The sequence below is a fragment of the Streptomyces sp. NPDC004435 genome (assembly GCF_042873895.1).
Lineage (GTDB): Bacteria > Actinomycetota > Actinomycetes > Streptomycetales > Streptomycetaceae > Streptomyces.
In genome coordinates, this window is the sequence record NZ_JBIAMB010000015.1 from 63,867 (window position 1) to 80,358 (window position 16,492).

The 16,492-nt window shown below is 74.4% G+C and carries 13 protein-coding genes and 3 pseudogenes; 11 read left to right on the plus strand and 5 right to left on the minus strand.

The window, feature by feature from the left end:
• Positions 1 to 32 precede the first annotated feature (32 nt).
• The 5 genes from ACFYT9_RS25765 (at position 33) to ACFYT9_RS25785 (ending at position 8,550) form a co-directional block, all read left to right on the plus strand.
• Positions 33 to 1,187, plus strand: a complete 1,155-nt coding sequence (locus tag ACFYT9_RS25765; RefSeq protein WP_387276243.1) for an AAA family ATPase — start codon at positions 33 to 35, stop codon at positions 1,185 to 1,187.
• Entirely contained in the window at positions 1,184 to 4,888 is a 3,705-nt protein-coding gene (locus ACFYT9_RS25770; RefSeq protein ID WP_389167673.1) for a DUF5682 family protein, read from the plus strand. Before ACFYT9_RS25765 ends, ACFYT9_RS25770 begins: the two co-directional genes overlap by 4 nt.
• Positions 4,885 to 6,720, plus strand: a complete 1,836-nt coding sequence (locus ACFYT9_RS25775) for a hypothetical protein (RefSeq protein WP_389167675.1) — start codon at positions 4,885 to 4,887, stop codon at positions 6,718 to 6,720. Before ACFYT9_RS25770 ends, ACFYT9_RS25775 begins: the two co-directional genes overlap by 4 nt.
• A gap of 139 nt (positions 6,721 to 6,859) precedes the next feature.
• Positions 6,860 to 7,684, plus strand: coding sequence for a class I SAM-dependent methyltransferase (locus ACFYT9_RS25780; RefSeq protein WP_376602832.1), 825 nt, complete (start codon positions 6,860 to 6,862; stop codon positions 7,682 to 7,684).
• Positions 7,681 to 8,550, plus strand: coding sequence for an alpha/beta fold hydrolase (locus ACFYT9_RS25785; RefSeq protein WP_389167678.1), 870 nt, complete (start codon positions 7,681 to 7,683; stop codon positions 8,548 to 8,550). The genes ACFYT9_RS25780 and ACFYT9_RS25785 overlap by 4 nt, the downstream gene beginning before the upstream one ends.
• A 32-nt stretch (positions 8,551 to 8,582) precedes the next feature.
• Here ACFYT9_RS25785 and ACFYT9_RS25790 read toward each other — a convergent pair whose 3' ends face one another.
• From ACFYT9_RS25790 to ACFYT9_RS25805, 4 genes and pseudogenes are all read right to left on the minus strand, one after another.
• Positions 8,583 to 8,795 (minus strand): hypothetical protein, encoded by a 213-nt coding sequence (locus tag ACFYT9_RS25790; protein ID WP_389167681.1) that lies wholly within the window; start codon positions 8,793 to 8,795, stop codon positions 8,583 to 8,585.
• Between the two features lie 10 nt (positions 8,796 to 8,805).
• Positions 8,806 to 9,867, minus strand: a pseudogene (locus ACFYT9_RS25795) (esterase-like activity of phytase family protein).
• Positions 9,868 to 9,996: 129 nt separating this feature from the next.
• Positions 9,997 to 10,311: a hypothetical protein gene (locus tag ACFYT9_RS25800; RefSeq protein ID WP_389167682.1), complete on the minus strand. Its 315-nt coding sequence runs from the start codon at positions 10,309 to 10,311 to the stop codon at positions 9,997 to 9,999.
• A gap of 212 nt (positions 10,312 to 10,523) precedes the next feature.
• Positions 10,524 to 11,249 (minus strand): helix-turn-helix domain-containing protein, encoded by a 726-nt coding sequence (locus ACFYT9_RS25805; protein WP_389167685.1) that lies wholly within the window; start codon positions 11,247 to 11,249, stop codon positions 10,524 to 10,526.
• A 462-nt stretch (positions 11,250 to 11,711) separates the two neighbouring features.
• On the opposite strand from ACFYT9_RS25805, the gene ACFYT9_RS25810 reads away from it, so the two are divergent.
• The 4 genes and pseudogenes from ACFYT9_RS25810 (at position 11,712) to dgoD (ending at position 14,362) form a co-directional block, all read left to right on the plus strand.
• Positions 11,712 to 12,077, plus strand: coding sequence for a solute carrier family 23 protein (locus tag ACFYT9_RS25810; RefSeq protein ID WP_389167688.1), 366 nt, complete (start codon positions 11,712 to 11,714; stop codon positions 12,075 to 12,077).
• Positions 12,059 to 12,868, plus strand: a pseudogene (locus tag ACFYT9_RS25815) (solute carrier family 23 protein); the annotation flags it as partial. The gene ACFYT9_RS25810 and the pseudogene ACFYT9_RS25815, both read left to right, overlap by 19 nt.
• A gap of 46 nt (positions 12,869 to 12,914) precedes the next feature.
• Positions 12,915 to 13,220, plus strand: a pseudogene (locus ACFYT9_RS25820) (SDR family NAD(P)-dependent oxidoreductase); the annotation flags it as partial.
• Positions 13,217 to 14,362, plus strand: a complete 1,146-nt coding sequence (gene dgoD, locus ACFYT9_RS25825) for a galactonate dehydratase (RefSeq protein ID WP_389167914.1) — start codon at positions 13,217 to 13,219, stop codon at positions 14,360 to 14,362. The pseudogene ACFYT9_RS25820 and the gene dgoD, both read left to right, overlap by 4 nt.
• 130 nt (positions 14,363 to 14,492) lie before the next feature.
• Here dgoD and ACFYT9_RS25830 read toward each other — a convergent pair whose 3' ends face one another.
• Positions 14,493 to 15,458 carry a pirin family protein gene (locus ACFYT9_RS25830; protein WP_389167691.1) on the minus strand — a complete coding sequence of 322 codons (966 nt, stop codon included), beginning with the start codon at positions 15,456 to 15,458 and terminating at the stop codon, positions 14,493 to 14,495.
• A gap of 144 nt (positions 15,459 to 15,602) precedes the next feature.
• Between ACFYT9_RS25830 and ACFYT9_RS25835 the strand changes: the two genes are divergently transcribed.
• On the plus strand, positions 15,603 to 15,947 hold the full coding sequence (locus tag ACFYT9_RS25835; protein ID WP_389167693.1) for a tetratricopeptide repeat protein: 345 nt from the start codon (positions 15,603 to 15,605) through the stop codon (positions 15,945 to 15,947).
• 51 nt (positions 15,948 to 15,998) lie between these two features.
• Positions 15,999 to 16,490, plus strand: a complete 492-nt coding sequence (locus ACFYT9_RS25840) for a hypothetical protein (protein WP_389167696.1) — start codon at positions 15,999 to 16,001, stop codon at positions 16,488 to 16,490.
• Positions 16,491 to 16,492 lie beyond the last annotated feature (2 nt).

Below are 16,492 nucleotides of genomic sequence, written 5' to 3' on the forward strand. Positions count from 1 at the left end.
CCCGACGCAGGACCGTCCCGAAGGAACCGCGCATGACCGTCACCGAACACTCCGCCCCCGCCCGGCAGGTCCGGCCCGCCGAGGAGCGGCACGCGGCCGAACTCGCCTTCCTCGCCGCGCAGGATCCGGGCCCGCGTCCGCCCGGCTGGCTGCTCACCCCGCGCGCCGTCGTCACGTTCGTGTGCGGCAGCGGAGGCGTCGAGCTGGCGCTGCCCGAGAAGCGCGACGGCCTGCCGGCGAAGCTGGCGATCGGCCCGAAGTTCGTCGGCGAGCGGGCGCTGGTGGAGCGGTGCGTCGTCACGCTCGCCGGTGAGCGGGGTCTGCTGCTGACCGGCGAGCCCGGCACCGCCAAGTCGATGCTGTCCGAACTCCTCGCCGCCGCCGTGTGCGGGACGAGCGCCCTCACGGTCCAGGGCACCGCCGGTACGACCGAGGACGCCTTCCGGTACGGCTGGAACTACGCGCTCCTGCTCGCCCAGGGCCCCACCCCGCAGGCGCTGGTCGACTCCCCCGTCCTGTCCGCCATGCGCACGGGCCGGGTGGTGCGCGTCGAGGAGATCACCCGCTGTCTGCCCGAGGTGCAGGACGCCCTGGTGTCGCTCCTGTCGGACCGGCGCGTCACCGTCCCCGAACTGACCGCCACCGAGGACGCCGTGGTGAGCGCCGCACCGGGCTTCACGGTCATCGCGACGGCCAACCTCAGGGACCGTGGCGTCTCCGAGATGTCGGCCGCGCTCAAGCGCCGCTTCAACTTCGAGACCGTGGACCCGATCGCGGACGCCGACGCGGAGGCGCTGCTGATCCGGCGTCAGGCCGTCGCCGCGGTGCGGCGGGCCGGGGCGGAGTTCGGCGTCGACGACGCCGTCCTGGACGCCCTCGTCACCGTCTTCCGCGATCTGCGCTCGGGCCGGTCCACCGAGGGCTGGGACGTGGAGCGGCCCGGCACGGTCATGTCCACGGCCGAGGCGGTGCAGGTGGCGGCCTCGCTGGGGCTCTCCGCGGCGTACCTGCCCGGCGGCGACGTGCTCGATCTGCTCCCCGGGCACCTCCTGGGGGTCGTCCGCAAGGACGACCCGGCCGACCACGCCCGGCTGCTCGGCTACTGGGACGGGCCCGTCCGCCGCCGGGCGGAGACCGGCTCGGCCATGTGGCGCCGGCTCTGGGACCTGCGCGGGAGCCTGCGTTGACGATCCCCGACCCCCGGGCGGCCGTCGACGCGCTGGCCGCGTCGCGCACGCCCTACCTGCTGGGGGTGCGCCACCACAGCCCGGCCCTGGCCGCCGTGGTGCCCGCGCTCCTGGACGCGGCGGACGCCGAGGTGGTCTGCGTCGAGCTGCCCGCCGACTTCCAGCCGTGGCTGGAGCACCTCGCCGATCCCGAGACCGTCGCGCCGGTCGCGCTGGCCGGGGCGGGCGAGGGCGGACGGCTGTCGTTCTACCCGTTCGCGGACTTCTCGCCGGAGCTTGCGGCGGTGCGGTGGGCCCGTGCCAGGGGCGCCGAGGTCGTCTGCTGCGACCTGCCGCTCGGCGACCCGGGCTGGACCGCGGAGGCGACCGCGCCCGGGGCGCCCGAGACGCCCGAGGATTCCGCGGCGCCCGGGACTTCCGGGGCGGCGGCGACCGCCCCCGGGCGGCGTCTCTTCGCCGACGCGCTGACCGCCGCCGGTACCGGTCGGGACGGTGACGACGTGTGGGACCGCGCCGTCGAGGTGCTGGCCCCCGGATGCGCGCCCGAGGCGGTGCGGCGGGCGGCGCTCGGCGTGGGCTGGGCGCTGCGCTCCGACGCGGCCGTGCCCGCCACCGACCTGGCGCGCGAGGCCCGGATGCGCGCGGTCGTCGCGCGGGCCGCGGCGGGCGGGCGCCGGGTGGCGGCCGTGATCGGCGCCTTCCACGCGCCCGCGCTCGCCGGGGAGGCCGCGGCGGGCCCGGACTCCGGCGGTACGGAACCGGGCGACACGGACTCTGGCGGTGCGGAACCGGGGGACACGGACTCCCGTCGTACGGATTCCGGCGGTACGGACTCCGGCGGTACGGACTCCCGTCGTGCGGACCGCGTCGGCGCGGAGGGGCAGGCGGGGGGCGCGGCGCTCGGGACCGCCGTCACCTCCTTCGTCCCGTACTCCTTCGATCTGCTCGACTCCCGTTCCGGATATCCGGCCGGTATCCGCGATCCGCGCTGGCAGCAGGCCGTGTTCGAGGCGGGCGGCGCACCGGAGCGGCTGCGGGAGGCGTCCGCCGCCGCGCTGACGGGGCTGTGCCGCGAGCTGCGCCGCGCGGGGCACACCGCGGGGACGGGCGAGGCGACCGAGGCGCTGCGGCTCGCCTGCGACCTCGCGGCCCTTCGTGGGCTGCCGGCGCCCGGCCGGAGCGAGCTCCTCGAAGCCGTGACCACCGTGCTCGGCCAGGGAGAACCCCTCGGCCGGGGCCGGGCGTTGGCCCGCGCTCTGGAGGCCGTGTTCGTCGGCACCGTACGCGGCCGGCTCACCCCGCACGCGCCCCGGTCCGGCCTGGGCCCGTCCGTCGAGGACGAGCTGGCCCGGCTCCGGCTGCCGCGCCCCGACGACCCCGAGCCGCGCGAAGTCCGCCTCGACCCCCTGCGGTCGCCGCTCGACGCCCGCCGCGAGGTGCTGCTCCAGCGGCTGCTGGTGATCGGCGCGTCGTACGGGGAGCCGGTCGCCGTCGCGGCGACCGGGGACGGTACGGCGCTGGGCACCAAGTGGCGTCTCACGTGGACGCCTTCGGTGCCCGCCCGGCTCGACCTGGCCGGGGTGCGCGGCGTGACCGCCGCGCAGGCGGCGGCGGGCACACTGGGCGAGACCGCCCGGCGCGAGGCCGCCGAGGGCGGCCCGACGCCCGCCCAGGTCCTCGCCGGACTGACCGCCGCCGCCCGCTGCGATCTGCCCGAGCTGGTCGGGGAGCGGCTGGCGGAGGCCGCGGTGGTGCTGCCCGGGACGGCGGCCCTCCCCGAACTCCTCGACGCCCTCGACCTGCTGGAGGGACTGCGGCGCGGCCACTATCCCGGCACCACCCCGGAGGCACGCGAGGCGGCGGGCGTCCTCTCCGGCGAGCTCCTCGACGCCGCCGTCCGCGCCCTGCCCGGCCTCGCCGGGAGCGACTCCCGCGCCGACGCGACCGCCCTGGTCGCGCTGGCCGACCGGGCGGCCGCGCGGCAGCTCGGTCTCCGCATGGACCGGGCCCTGGCCGAACTCGCCGCCGACGGCTCACCGCTCGTCCAGGGCGCCGCCCTCGCGGTCCGTGTCCTGGTGGACCTCGATCCGGCCGCCGGTCTCGGCGAGCGGGCGGCGGGCTGGATCGACGCCGCCACGGAGCCCGGCACGCGTCGGGCGCTGATGAAGCGGCTCGCCGGTCTGCTCACCGCGGCGGGACCACTCCTCCAGGTGTCCCCGGACGCCCTCGGGCCGCTCCTCGACCGGATCGACACCCTGGCCGACCAGGAGTTCCTCGACCGCCTGCCGGCGCTGCGGGGCGGATTCGACGCGCTGTCGCCGGCCGCGCGCGAGCGGCTGCTCGCCTCGGTGACGGAACGGCTCGGCGACCGTCTCGACCTCGCCCTGGACGCCCCGCCCGAACTGCTCGCCCTGTGGGCGGCGGCCGACGCGGCGGGCCTGGCGGCCCTGAAGACACTGGCCCTGCCCGGCCAGGAACCGCCACGCGCGGCCGAGACCGGGGAGGGCGCCGGTGCGGAGCCCGTACGAACCGCTCCCGCGGCCGGGGCGGGGGCGCCGGTCCCGCCGGTGCCCGAGCACGGCATCGCGACGGCGGACCGGTGGCGGCTGCTGCTCGGCCGACACAAGGACCGGCTGAACGGCCGGGCCCGGCGCTACGCGCACGCGCTGGACGAGCTGTACGGGCACGGCCGCGGCGAGGGCTCCGACGCGCTCGACGGCGGGGCGTCCGGGGCGGGCGGCGGGCAGGAGGCGTCGTTCCCGACCGCGCGTGAGTGGGCGGACGAGCTGGAGGCGCTGTTCGGGGCCGACGTCCGCGAGGAGGTCCTCGCGGACGCCGCCGACGCGGGCCGGTCCGATGTGCTGACCCAGCTCGACCCGGCCGCGGTCCGCCCGTCGGTCGAACTGCTCTCCTCGGTCCTGTCGCTGGCCGGCGGCATGCCCGAGTCCCAGGTGGCCCGCCTGCGCCCGCTGGTCAAGCGGCTCGTCGACGAGCTGACGAAGGAGCTGGCCACCCGGGTGCGTCCGGCGCTCTCCGGGCTGTCCTCGCCCCGTCCGACCCGCCGCCCCGGCGGACGGCTCGACCTCGCCCGCACCCTGCGGGCCAATCTGGCGCACACCCGGCGGCTGGACGACGGGCGGGTGGTCGTGGTGCCCGAGCGCCCGGTGTTCGGCACCCGCGCGGGCAAGGAGGCGGACTGGCGGCTGATCCTCGTGGTCGACGTGTCCGGCTCGATGGAGGCGTCCGTCGTCTGGTCGGCGCTGACGGCCGCGGTGCTGGGCGGCGTACCGACGCTGTCCACGCACTTCCTGGCGTTCTCGACGCAGGTGGTCGATCTGACCGACCGCGTGGAGGACCCGCTGTCGCTGCTCCTGGAGGTACGGGTCGGCGGCGGCACCCACATCGCGGCGGGCCTCGCGCACGCCCGGACCCTCATCACCGTGCCCAGCCGCACCCTGGTCGTCGTGGTCAGCGACTTCGAGGAGGGCGCCCCGCTCTCCGGCCTCCTCGGGGAGGTCCGCGCGCTGGCGTCGTCCGGCGCGCACCTGCTGGGCTGCGCGGCGCTCGACGACACCGGCGCGCCCCGCTACTCGGTGCCGGTGGCACGCCGGCTCGTCGCCGCCGGGATGCCGGTGGCCGCCCTCAGCCCGCTCGCCCTCGCCCGCTGGGTCGGCGACCGCCTCCGTGGAGAAGCCCGTTGAGCACCACAGCCCTGCCGCCCGTCGCCCCCGAGGTCCTCGCCGAGGCCGTCGGGCATCTGACCGCGCGGCTGCGCAAGAAGCTGGACGCCGCCGTCGCGGAGTGCGCCGGCCGCGCCGAGCCGGGCCCGGACGGGGCCGTGCGGGTGCGCTTCGGCGAGGACACCCTCGTCACCCTGCGGCCCGGCCCGTCGGGCACGGTCACCGACCCCGGCGAGGCGGTCTGCACCTGTCTCCTGGCCCCGCGCTGTCTGCACCGCGCGGCGGTCCTGGGGGCAGCGCCCCTCGCGGACGCCGCGGCCGCCGAGGCTTCCGAGGAAGCCCCGGTCGCGTCCCCGGCCGCGGACGGGGAGTCCCCCGCGCAGTCCGGCCCCGGTGCGCCGGGGCACACCGCCGCCTCCCGGCCGGAGGGTTCCGCTCCCGCCGGCGCGCCGGAGACGGCGCCGCCCACACCCGCCCGGGCCGCCGCCGCGTCGGCGCTCTGGCACGCCGCCGCCGAAGCCCTGTCGGCGGGCGTCACCGCGGGAGGGACGGTCGTCCAGGCCGAGTTGCTGCGCGCCGCCCACACGGCGCGGCTGGCGGGGCTGCCGCGCGCGGAGGCCGCCGCGCTCAGGGTCGTACGCGGGCTCAGGAACGCGCGTGAACAGGGCCGGGGCCAGGGGCTCCCGGACCTGACGGCGGCCTTCCGCGAGTTGCTCGCGGGGGCGGCCGGACCCGGCACGACCGGGCCCGCCCGGCGCGCGTACGAGCAGGGCGGCAGTCTGCGCGTGTACGGGCTCTGCCGGGAACCGGTGCTGTCGGCGACCGGGTACGGCGGGGTGACGACCCATCTCCTGACCCCCGAGGGCGCCTTGCACACGCTGTCCGACGTGCGGCCGGGTGGTCTCTCGCGGGCCAGGGGCGCGGGCACGGCGTCGGTCGCGCTCGGCGGGGCCGTCCTCGACCACGCCGGGCTGGCGCGCGGGGGCCTGCTGATCGCCGGAGCGACCGTCTCGTCCGACGGCCGGCTCGGCGCGGGCCGGGGTGTCCGGGCCACGCCGCTGCGGGGCGCGGCCTGGTCGGAGGAGCCCGTCGCGGCGCTCTTCGCCCGTCCGGTACGGGAGGCGGTGGCGTCGGCGCTCGACGCGGCGGAGCTGCCGGGCGAGGCGGGCCCGGCGCTGCTGGGCTGCGACGTCGAGGTGCTCGGCGCGGCCGAGGACCACCTCCTCGCCCGCGTGCTCGGCGGCGGCCCGGTGCTGCGGCTGCGCGTCGCGCACCCCCACCCGGAGCTCCCGCACACCGCCAACCTGCGGCGTATCGGCGAGCACCCGGGCCTCGTCCTCCGCGTCCTGGGCCACCCCGACCCGGACCGCGCGGCGACCCTCCGCCCCTTGGCCGTGGGCCCGGTGCCGGACGCCCCGAACTCGCTCCGTCTCCCGGAGGAGTGGCGGGGGCACGCGGACCTGGGGTACGACCGTCTCCAGGGCGATCACTTCCCCCGTACCGCCCCCGGTGTCCCGGCGCTCGCGCCGGCGGCCCCGGACCCGTTGGCCGACGCTCCGCTCTGGAGGGTCCGGCGCCTCCTGGAGACGGGGGTGGCCGGAGGCCGCCGCGCCGTCGCCGAGGCGTCCCGGGGCACCGACCGCGCCTCCCTCACCGTGCCCCTCCGGCGGGCGGGGCTCCCGGGCGCCGCCGATCTGGTGGAGGCGCTGACGGCCGAGGCGGACCGCAGACCGAGGGACACCTTCGGCCGCCTCACGGACCCTTCGCCCGACGCCTACGCCCGCGCCTGGCTGGCTTCGGCCCTCCACCTCCACGCCGCCGAACGCTCGCTGGTCACGGCCTCCTGGTCCTGATCCCCCGCGCACGGTCGCACGGAGCCGTCCGCACGGCGGGCGGCTCCTGTCGGCCCTTCCCCGCAAGGGAGTTGATGTCACACGCCCACCACTCTAGGGTTACTTAGGCAAGCCTTACCTAAGCAAGGTTGGTGATCGTATGGCGAAGGAGCCCGTCGGGCTGGGCACCGTCCAGGAGACACTCCTCATTCCGCTCTACGGCCGAGCGCTCGACGCGCGGGCCCGCCGCCCGATCCTGGGGGACGCCGAGGCACGGAGGATGGTCGAACGGATCGACTACGACTTCGCGAAGTTCCGCGGACCCTCCCTCGGCGGCTCCGTCCTGCGCAGCGCGATCTTCGACGGGTGGGTGCGCCGGTTCCTCGCCGAACACCCGGACGGCACCGTGGTCGAACTCGGAGCCGGGCTCACCACCCGCTCGCGCCGCCTCGACAACGGCAGGGCCCGCTGGTTCGACCTCGACCTGCCGGACACGGTGGAACTGCGCCGGCGGTTCCTCCCCGACACGGAGCGGACGGAGACCCTCGCCGCTTCGGTGCTGGACACCGACTGGTTCGAGCGGATCGCGGCGACCGGCGGACCGTACTTCTTCGTCAGCGAGGCCGTGCTCCTCTATTTCGGCGAGGACCAGGTCCGCGGCGTCGTCGCCGCGCTGGGCCGGCGCTTCCCCGGGTCCGCGCTCAGCTTCGACACCGCCGGCGGCACGATGATGCGCCACCAGGACCGCAACCCGGTGTTCAAGGCCGTCGACGCGCGGATGACCTGGACCTGCGACGACCCGAAGTCCCTGGAGGGCTGGGGGCTGCGGCTCCACGAGAGCAGGACGTTCGCCACCCCGCAGCCCGACGTGGCCCGCGACTGGCCGTGGCGCCACCGCTACGGCATGCCGCTGCTGGCCCGTCTGGCCCCGCCGGTCGTCAACTCCTACCGGATGAACCTCTTCACCCTGGAGACGGCCCGGTGACCTCCACCCCGGCCCACGTCCAGGGCACCCCCGTACAGGTCCCCCTGCCCGACGGCCGGCGCCTCCACGCGATGGTCCTGGACGGGCCCCGGCGGGACGGACCGACGGTGGTGTTCGAGGCCGGGGCGGGTGCCGGCGGGTCCTCGTGGGGCCTGGTCCAGCCGGCGGTCGCGCCCCACGCCCGCGCGGTCGTCTACGACCGTTCCGGCCTCGGCCGCAGCGCACCCGACCCGGCCGGCCGCACCCTGGCCCGGATGGCCGAGGACCTCGGCGCCCTGCTCGACCACTTCGGCCCCGGCCCGTACGTCCTCGTCGGCCACAGCGCGGGAGGCCCCCTGGTCCGCCTCGCCGCCGCGCGCGACCCCGGACGCGTCACCGGCCTGGTCCTGGTGGACCCCACCGACGAAGCGGCGGACGTCCTGTTCGGCCGCGGCTTCCGGCGGATGGAGCGTACGGCTCTCCGCCTCGGCCTCCCGCTGGCCACCCTCGGACTGCTGCGCCCCCTGTTCCGCCACCAGCTCGCCCTCCTCCCGGAGGACGTCCGCCACGACATGGCACGCGAGGGCTTCACGCCCGGAGTCGTGCGCACCCAGCGCCGCCAGGCCCGCACGTACCTCGACGAACTGGCCACCTGGCGCGACACCCCGCCGGACACCGGCGCCATCCCGATCACGGTCGTCTCCGGCGGCCTCCCCGGCGACGGCATGAACACCGCCGTCCGCGCCGCCGCCAACGCCTCCCACGCCCGCCGCGCCGGCCTGGCGCCGGGAGGCCGGCACGTCATCGCCGAGAGGTCCGGCCACTACGTCCCCCTGACCGAACCCGAGACCGTCGTCCGCGAGATCCTGACCCTCCTGCCGGACTGAGCCGAACGCAGCGCGAGGCGACGCCCACACAGTCAGTTCACCCGGCGTGCCACGATCATGTCGGGGTGGTAGTAGTCGGTGCCGGAGTCGATGCCCGGGCCCGCGGTCCGGCAGATCTCCCGTACCCCTGCGCCGGACATGACGCGGCGGCCGGAGACCAGGCACAACGCGGCGCCACATCCTCGTCGAGGGTCGGCGCGGGGGACCTGCACCACACCCTTGCTGCGGTACAGCTCCCCCGCCACCGGACCGTGGCTACCGCTCGCGGGGCGCCGGGAGACGCACGCCGAGTTCGTACAGGCGTGTCACCTGTGCAGGGTTCTGGTTGTCGTCGCTCACCAGGATCAGGCGGAGCCGATCCTGATTGCGGCCGGTGACCGCCATGCCTTCGATGTTGTCCAGCAGCGGGTTGGGCTGCGGCTGCCTGGCCACGGCGCCGAGGGAGGGACAGGACGACAGGTCGACGAGCAGCGTCTTGGGGATGAGACGCACCCCCTTCTGTCCGGTCAGGTTCTCGACGCGGCGCGTGTCCGTGGCCCGCCGCGGGTCGGCGAGGTACAGGCGGACCGTATTGCCCACGCCCGGCGTGAAACCTCGTTCCATCACGACGAGGCGGCCGTCCCCGAGTCCGAGGATCTAGGGAACTCCGAGGCCCGGGTCCGCCCGGTAACCGAATTGGGCTGCCAGTTCGAACTCCGCTCGCCCTCTGCGCTCCCACGTCTGCAGGCGAACGATGCCGGGACCGTCGCCGGTGATCGGATACTCCATCGCCGCGAGCAGCCGGTGGCCCTGCGGAGAGAGGGTCAGCCCTTCGAAGGTGCCGTTGCGCACGGCGCGGCCCGCGGGCGCGACCATCAGTTCCGGGGGCACGGGCAGACGCCCCAGCAGCGCGCCGTCGGCGGTGAACCGGCGGACGGACGGTTCGACCTCGGAGGAGACGAGGAGCCCCCCGTCGCGGTCGACGACCAGCCCCTCCGCGTCGAGCTCCCGTCCCTGCTCGTCAGCGAGCGGTACGACCCGTGTGGGGCGGCTCCCGGTGCGGTCCAGGGTGAACAGGGCGGAGCGGTCCGACAGGGCGAGCAGTCCCCCTTCACCGTTCGGAGCAAGCGCCGAGAGGTTCCCCACGTAGGCACCGTCGAAGCTCGTCTTGTCGAGCTCGTCCGAGAAGCCGCCGATGGATACGGAGGGGGAGCACTGCCGGGCCTCGGGCCGTGAGGACGGGGAGCCGGCGAGCGCCGAGGCGGGGCCGGGCACCGCCATACCGGTCACGGCCAGCAAGCCTGCGAACAGAAAGCTGCACGTGGTTCGAATTCTCATGATCGAACGCTATCCACCCAAAGCGCATCAAAGATGGATGATAAGTGAACTCCCGCCAGGGAAGCGGAGGTTGCTCACACAGTCAGTGGAGCCGCCACCAGAACACGCCCGCGGAGAGCGAGTTGCCGACTAGCCGGCGCGCTGCAGCGCGCGGAGTTCCTGAATGCCCAGCGGTACGTGGGGACGGACCTCGGCTCGGTCCCACAGGAGGGTCCGGTCGGTGCGGGTGGCCCGCGCCGTCCATCGCCGGCCTCGGGGTGACGGAGAGGGAGCCTCCTCCCGCACCGAGGCCTCCAGAGCCGCCTCGTAGGCATCACGTGCCGCGTCGACCGCCTCGTAGGCGGTGGCGGCGGGGCCGACGAAGACATGGCTGCCGTCGACGTGGGTGTCGGTGGACCTCGACGAGGGGACGTCCACGATGTACATGGGCTCCGAGCTGTTCACGGCTGTGCCTCTTTCCGTCGGGTGCTGCACTCCCATGAACGCCGTTCCCGGCGGTCGGAGCAAGGTTCGCCGAGAGAGTCGGCCGATCCCGGCAGGAGGGGTTCGGGTGGGGCGGATGCTGGCATGAGGCCGCGGACGGCGGCGGATCCGGCGCCCGGACCGGGGTGGGCCGCCGATCACGGTGAGGAACTCGGCCGGGCGGCGCGGACGCCTCAGTGCCCCGAGGGTTCGCGACCGGAGGACTCGGGGGTCTGCCGCACCAGGTGCCACAGGTACCGGTCGATGTGATCGAGGAATTCGGCGGACCGCCGTTCCGCCTGAGCCAGGTCGTACTGCGAGCCTCCCGCGGGGTGGTCGAGGCGTTGGTGGACCAGGTGCAGGCGTTCGAGGGCCTGGGCGATGACCGACTGCGGCATCGGCACGATACGGGCGACAGCGACGACGTGGTGGGGCGACCAGGTGGTGACCGCCTCCCTCAACGCCACTCTGAGCCGGCCGGTCGTTCCGCACGCGGCGACGAACACGGCAGGCGGTGGCCTCAGGGTCCGGAGCAGCGCGGCCGTCTGTGCCGCGTCACCCTGCCAGCGGTCGAGTCGTTCGATCCGTTGCCAGCGGTCGTGGGTCACGCCGACCTCACGGGCGACCTGCCCGATATCGAGGCCCGCCACGACGCGGCACTGGGCGAGAGTGGTCGGCTCACCCACCAGTTGGACGGGGGAGCACCACAGGGCGGCGGCCAATGCCTTCACCTGGCTCCCGTCAGGGACGACGGCCCCCGACTCCCAAGCGGCGACGGTGTCGGGGTGGACGGACTCCCCGCGGTAGGCGGTGACGGCCCAGGCGACCTGTCCGAGCGTGAGTCCCAGGCTCTCTCGCTGGCCCACGGCTCGCACGGGGGCGAAGGGAGGCAGGTCGTCGCTGTGATCGTCTCTCGGCATGGGGGGACACGCTAGAGAGGCCGCGAGCCGCGGCCAAGCCCCCTCCATGTCCCCCCACCGCCCGCGGGACCGGGAACGCGAATGGATCATGGAGGACGAGGACAGCGGCCACTCCGCCCAGGTCCTGACAGGCACGGCCTTGACCTGCGGGTTCAGCCGTGCGGACGCAGCTTCGCGCGACCCACGCTCGATGGCGTGCTTGGCGATAACTCCAAAGATTCAGCGTCTCGACGGTATCCACCTACAAGTTGACGGAGTCGACAGACGCTCCCTACAGTCCGCTTCACTTCGCCATGCAGAAGCGAGTTCCCGCATGGCGGAATCTCAGGGATCTCCCTGGCCGCTCAGTCGCGCTTCTCGCACGCCTTCTGCCTCCCCTACGCCCTGAGCCGGCTTCCCGTCACACATTCGCCCGCCGCAGTCGGCCCTCCGTCGGCCAGCGGTGCTTCCGAGGACTTCACCATGTCGCCCCGCACCACAGCCACCTCGGCCGGTGCGGCCCCCCATCCGGTGGACGAGAGACTTCCCGCCCGCCGATCGGTCCCGGCCGCCCTCCAACACGTCGCCAGCATGTACGCAGGCCTCACCGCCCCACCTCTGATCATCGGCGGTGCGCTCGGCCTCGGTCCGGCGGAACTCTCCGCCCTGCTGGCCGCCGGCCTGCTCGTCGCAGGACTCGCCACGATCGCCCAGACGCTCGGTGTCTTCGGGATCGGGGCGAGCCTGCCGCTGACCAACGGCGTGTCGTTCGCCGCCGTCTCGCCCACCCTCGCGGCGGTCGCCACCGAGGGGAAGAACACCCTTCCGCCGTGTTCGGAGCGACGCTGATCGCCGGCGCTCTGTGCTTCCTGCTCGCGCCGCTCTTCTCACGCCTGGTCAGATACTTTCCCCCGGTCGTGTCCGGATCCGTGGTCACCCTCGTCGGGATCTCCCTGCTGCCGGTGGCGAGCATCTGGGCCAGAGGCGGCGACCCCGAGGCAGCCGACTACGGATCGGGGACCAACCTCGGGCTCGCGGCGGCCACTCTCGTCATCACGCTGGTCCTCCACCGGAGTCTGTCGGGCAGGTTCCTGGGCCGGATCGCGATCCTCCTGGGCATGGTCGCGGGCTCGCTCCTCGCGATCCCCCTGGGAAAGGTCGACGAGAGCACTCTTCACGAAGCCGCCTGGTTCGCCTTCCCGATGCCCTTCGAGTTCGGCGCGCCCCGCTTCGTCCCCACGGTGATCATCACGGCCGTCGTCGTCATATTCGTCTCCATGATGGAGGCCACCGCCTCCCTCATCGGGCTGTCGGCCATCACCGGCCGGACGGCGCGGGACCGCCACATCACCGGCGCCCTGCGCGCGCAGGGGCTCGGTACCGCTATGGGTGGTGTCCTGGGTTCGTTCACCACGACCAGCTACGCCCAGAACGTGGGACTGGTGGCCCTGAGCCGGATCCACAGCCGTCATGTGGTGACCCTGTGCGGCTGCATCCTCGCTCTGATGGGCCTGGTCCCCGCCCTCGGGTCCGTCGTGTCGCTGGTCCCGCTGCCGGTCCTGGGCGGCGCGGGCGTCGTCTTCTTCGGATCGGTCGCCGTCTCAGGCATCCGTACCCTGGGCAAGGCCGGACTCGGCACCGGTCACAACAGCCTGATCGTCTCGATCACCTTCGCCTTCGGCCTCCGGGTACCCCGCGTACGCGGCGTCCAAGGGCGGGGCGTGCGCGCTGATGCGCCAGCTCGCCGTGGAGTACGGACCCGACGTGCGGTTCAACTCCGTCCTTCCCGGCCCGATCCTCACCGAGGTGTGGGACACCGTGTCCGAGGAGGACCGACGGCTCTCCGCGGACGCCACCGCGCTGCGCCGTCTCGGCGCGGCGGACGAGGTCGCCTCCGCGGTGGCCTTCCTCGCGTCGTCGGACGCCGCCTACATCACCGGTACCGAACTCGTCGTCGACGGCGGCTGGTCGGTCAAGAAGGAGTCGAAGTGAAGATCACCTCTCTGCGCACGTACCTCGTCGCCCCCCGCTGGTGCTTCCTGAGGATCGACACCGACGAGGGGATCACCGGCTGGGGCGAGCCCGTCGTCGAGGGCCGCGCCCACACCGTCGCCGCCGCCGTCGACGAGCTCTCCGACCACCTGGTCGGCCAGGACCCGATGCGGATCGAGGACCACTGGCAGGTCCTCACCAAGGGCGGCTTCTACCGGGGCGGCCCCGTCCTCTCCAGCGCCGTCGCCGGCATCGACCAGGCCCTGTGGGACATCAAGGGCAAGGCCCTCGGCGTCCCCGTCTGGCAGCTCCTCGGCGGCAACGTCCGCGACCGCGTGCGCGTCTACAGCTGGATCGGCGGCGACCGGCCCGAGGACGTCGTGGAGCAGGCGCTCGCCAGGAGGTCGGAGGGCTTCACGGCCGTCAAGATGAACGCCTCACCGCAACTGGAGTTCATCGACACCCCCGCGGCGGTGCACGGCATCGTCGATCGGGTCGCGAGCATCCGGGAGGCGGTGGGCGACTCCTTCGACATCGCGGTCGACTTCCACGGCCGGCTGACCATCCCCATGGCCCGTCGCGTGCTGCCGCTCCTGGAGCCCTACCTGCCCTTCTTCGTCGAGGAACCGCTGGTCCCCGAACTCAGCGAGCACATCGGCGAGATCGTCCGCTCCACCTCGATCCCCATCGCGACGGGCGAACGCCTCTACTCCCGCTGGGACTTCGCATCCGTGCTGACCTCGGGCATCGCGGTCGCGCAGCCCGACCTCTCGCACGCCGGCGGCATCTCCGAGACCCGCAGGATCGCCACCATGGCCGAGGCGTACGACGTCTCCCTCGCCCCGCACTGCCCGCTCGGGCCCATCGCCCTCGCCTCCTGCCTCCAGGTCGGCTTCGCCACGCCGAACCTGCTCATCCAGGAGCAGAGCCTCGGCATCCACTACAACACCGGCTCCGACCTCCTCGACTACCTCGTCGACCCCTCGGTCTTCCGGTACGAGGACGGGCACGTCGCCCTCCTCTCCGCACCGGGCCTCGGCATCGAGGTCGACGCGCAGGCCGTGGAGCGCGCCGCCGAGACCGGCCACCGCTGGCGCAACCCGGTCTGGCGTCACAAGGACGGCTCCTTCGCGGAGTGGTGACAGTGACGGTGACGGTGACGGTGACCGCGGGTGACTGCGTCACGCCCCCTCCCGCAGTCACCGCGACAAGCCACGGGCCGGGGCCGCACCTTCCCCCGCCCCCCGTCGACCCGGCAGATGGAACCCCGGGTCAGCGCACCCTGCCCCGCGCCTTCAGCTGGGTCGCCGGGACCTCCGGGGCGTCCAGGCGGGCGCCGTCGTAGCCCTTGACCTCGCCGAAGCGGTCGTTCTTCATCCAGTCCTCGCGGGCCTTGCGGATCTCCTCGTCGGTGCGGCCGACGAAGTTCCACCACATGACGATCTCCTCCTCGAAGGGTTCGCCGCCGAGGAGCATCAGGCCCGCGTCGGAGGCGGCGCGGAGCGGGAGCGAGGTGCGGCCGCAGCCGAGGTAGAGCATGGAGCCGGGAAGGACGGGGACGCCGTCGACGTGGGCCTCGCCGGACATGGCGAGGACGGCGTACTCGAAGTCCGGGTCGAGCGGGAGCTCCGTCTCGGTGCCGGCGGCGAGCGCGAGGTCGGCGCCGACGATCGGGGTGTACGCGCTGCCGGGCGAGGTCGCGCCGTCGAGGGAGCCGAGGATCACCGTGGCGGTGAGACCGGGCGCGGTGACCGTGGGCAGGTCGGTGTGGTGCTGGAAGTGCGGCTCGACGTGGCGGTGGGCGTCGGGCAGGGCCACCCAGAGCTGGGCGCCGTGCAGGAGGCGGGCGTGCGACCGGGGGCTCTCCTCGGAGTGGGAGATCGCCCGGCCCGAGGTCATGAGGCCGAGCTCGCGGGGGCGGATCGTCTGGAGGCTGCCCGTCGAGTCCCGGTGCAGGACCTCGCCCTCGTGCAGCCAGCTGACGGTCTGGAGGCCCATGTGGGGGTGGGGCGGGACCTGCATGCCGGGCTCGTCGGCGATGTCGTCGGGGCCGTAGTGGTCGACGAAGGCCCAGGCGCCGACCATGCGCCGGCCGAGGTTGGGCAGCAGCCGGCGCACCTCCGTCGACTCACCGAGCTGGACGTGGCGGGGGCTGAGGAGTTCGCGTACGGGCTCGGCGACGACGAAGCCGCGGCCACCGCACACCGCGAGCTCGGCCTGGCGGTCGAGATTGCTCATCGGGGATCGACACCTCTCCGGTGGGGGAATCAGGAAGATCGAGGCACAGCATAGGTGGTGGAATGTTCAACTACTCTTCGGTGTTGACGAGGGCGGACCACCCCACAGGGTGGCAGATCCGGCACCCCGGAACAGGGAGAGCAAGTGAGCGACACGTACTACGAGTTCGGAACGGCCGCCGATCGCTGGAGCCGCGCGCAGCTGTTCTTCGACGCGAAGGAGCACCAGACCGCCGTCCGCATCCTGCGCGGCCTCGTCGCCGAGCACCCGCACCAGACCGCCCAGCGACTGCTCCTCGCCCGTGCCTACTACCACTCCGCCCAGCTCAAGCTCGCGGAGACCGAGCTGCGGGCGATCCTGGAGCGCGACCCGGTGGAGCACTACGCGCGGCTGATGCTCGGCCGCACGCTGGAGCGCCAGGGGCGCGCGGACGAGGCGGCCCCGCATCTGCGGATGGCCGCGGCGATGAGCGGCGAGCTGCCGTCCTGACGCGGATCTGATACCCCGGCACGGTATGGTCGGCCCCCGGAGGTTCTGATCATGCCCACACCCCGCCCGCGCCGCGGCGAGCGAGCGGGAGGTGCCCTCGCGCACCTCCTGCTCGTCGTCGTGCTCGCGCTCGGCGTGGTCATGATGCACTCCACGGGGCACCCGGAGGGTCCCTCCTCGGGCACGACCGGGAGCTCCGCCGGGTCGAGCGCAATGAGTGCCACGGGCCCCGCGAGCGCGACGAGCGACATGAGCGCCACGGGTGCCGCGAGCGCCATGGCCGGGCACGCGCCGGACGCCGGCGGGTCCCACGGCTCCGGTCCGCCGGACGAGGGGCACGCGCCCGGGTCCGGGATGGACATGACCACGCTCTGCGTGGCCGTCCTGGCCGGCTGGCTGCTCGCCGGTCTCGTCCGGGCCGCGCTCGGCCGCCGCCCCGACTGGCTCGTCCTCCTCCTCGCGCGCCTCACGCCCGCGCTCGGGCCGCACGCCCCGCCGCGCCGCCCACCCGACCTCGCCCGGCTGTCCGTCCTGCGGATCTAGGC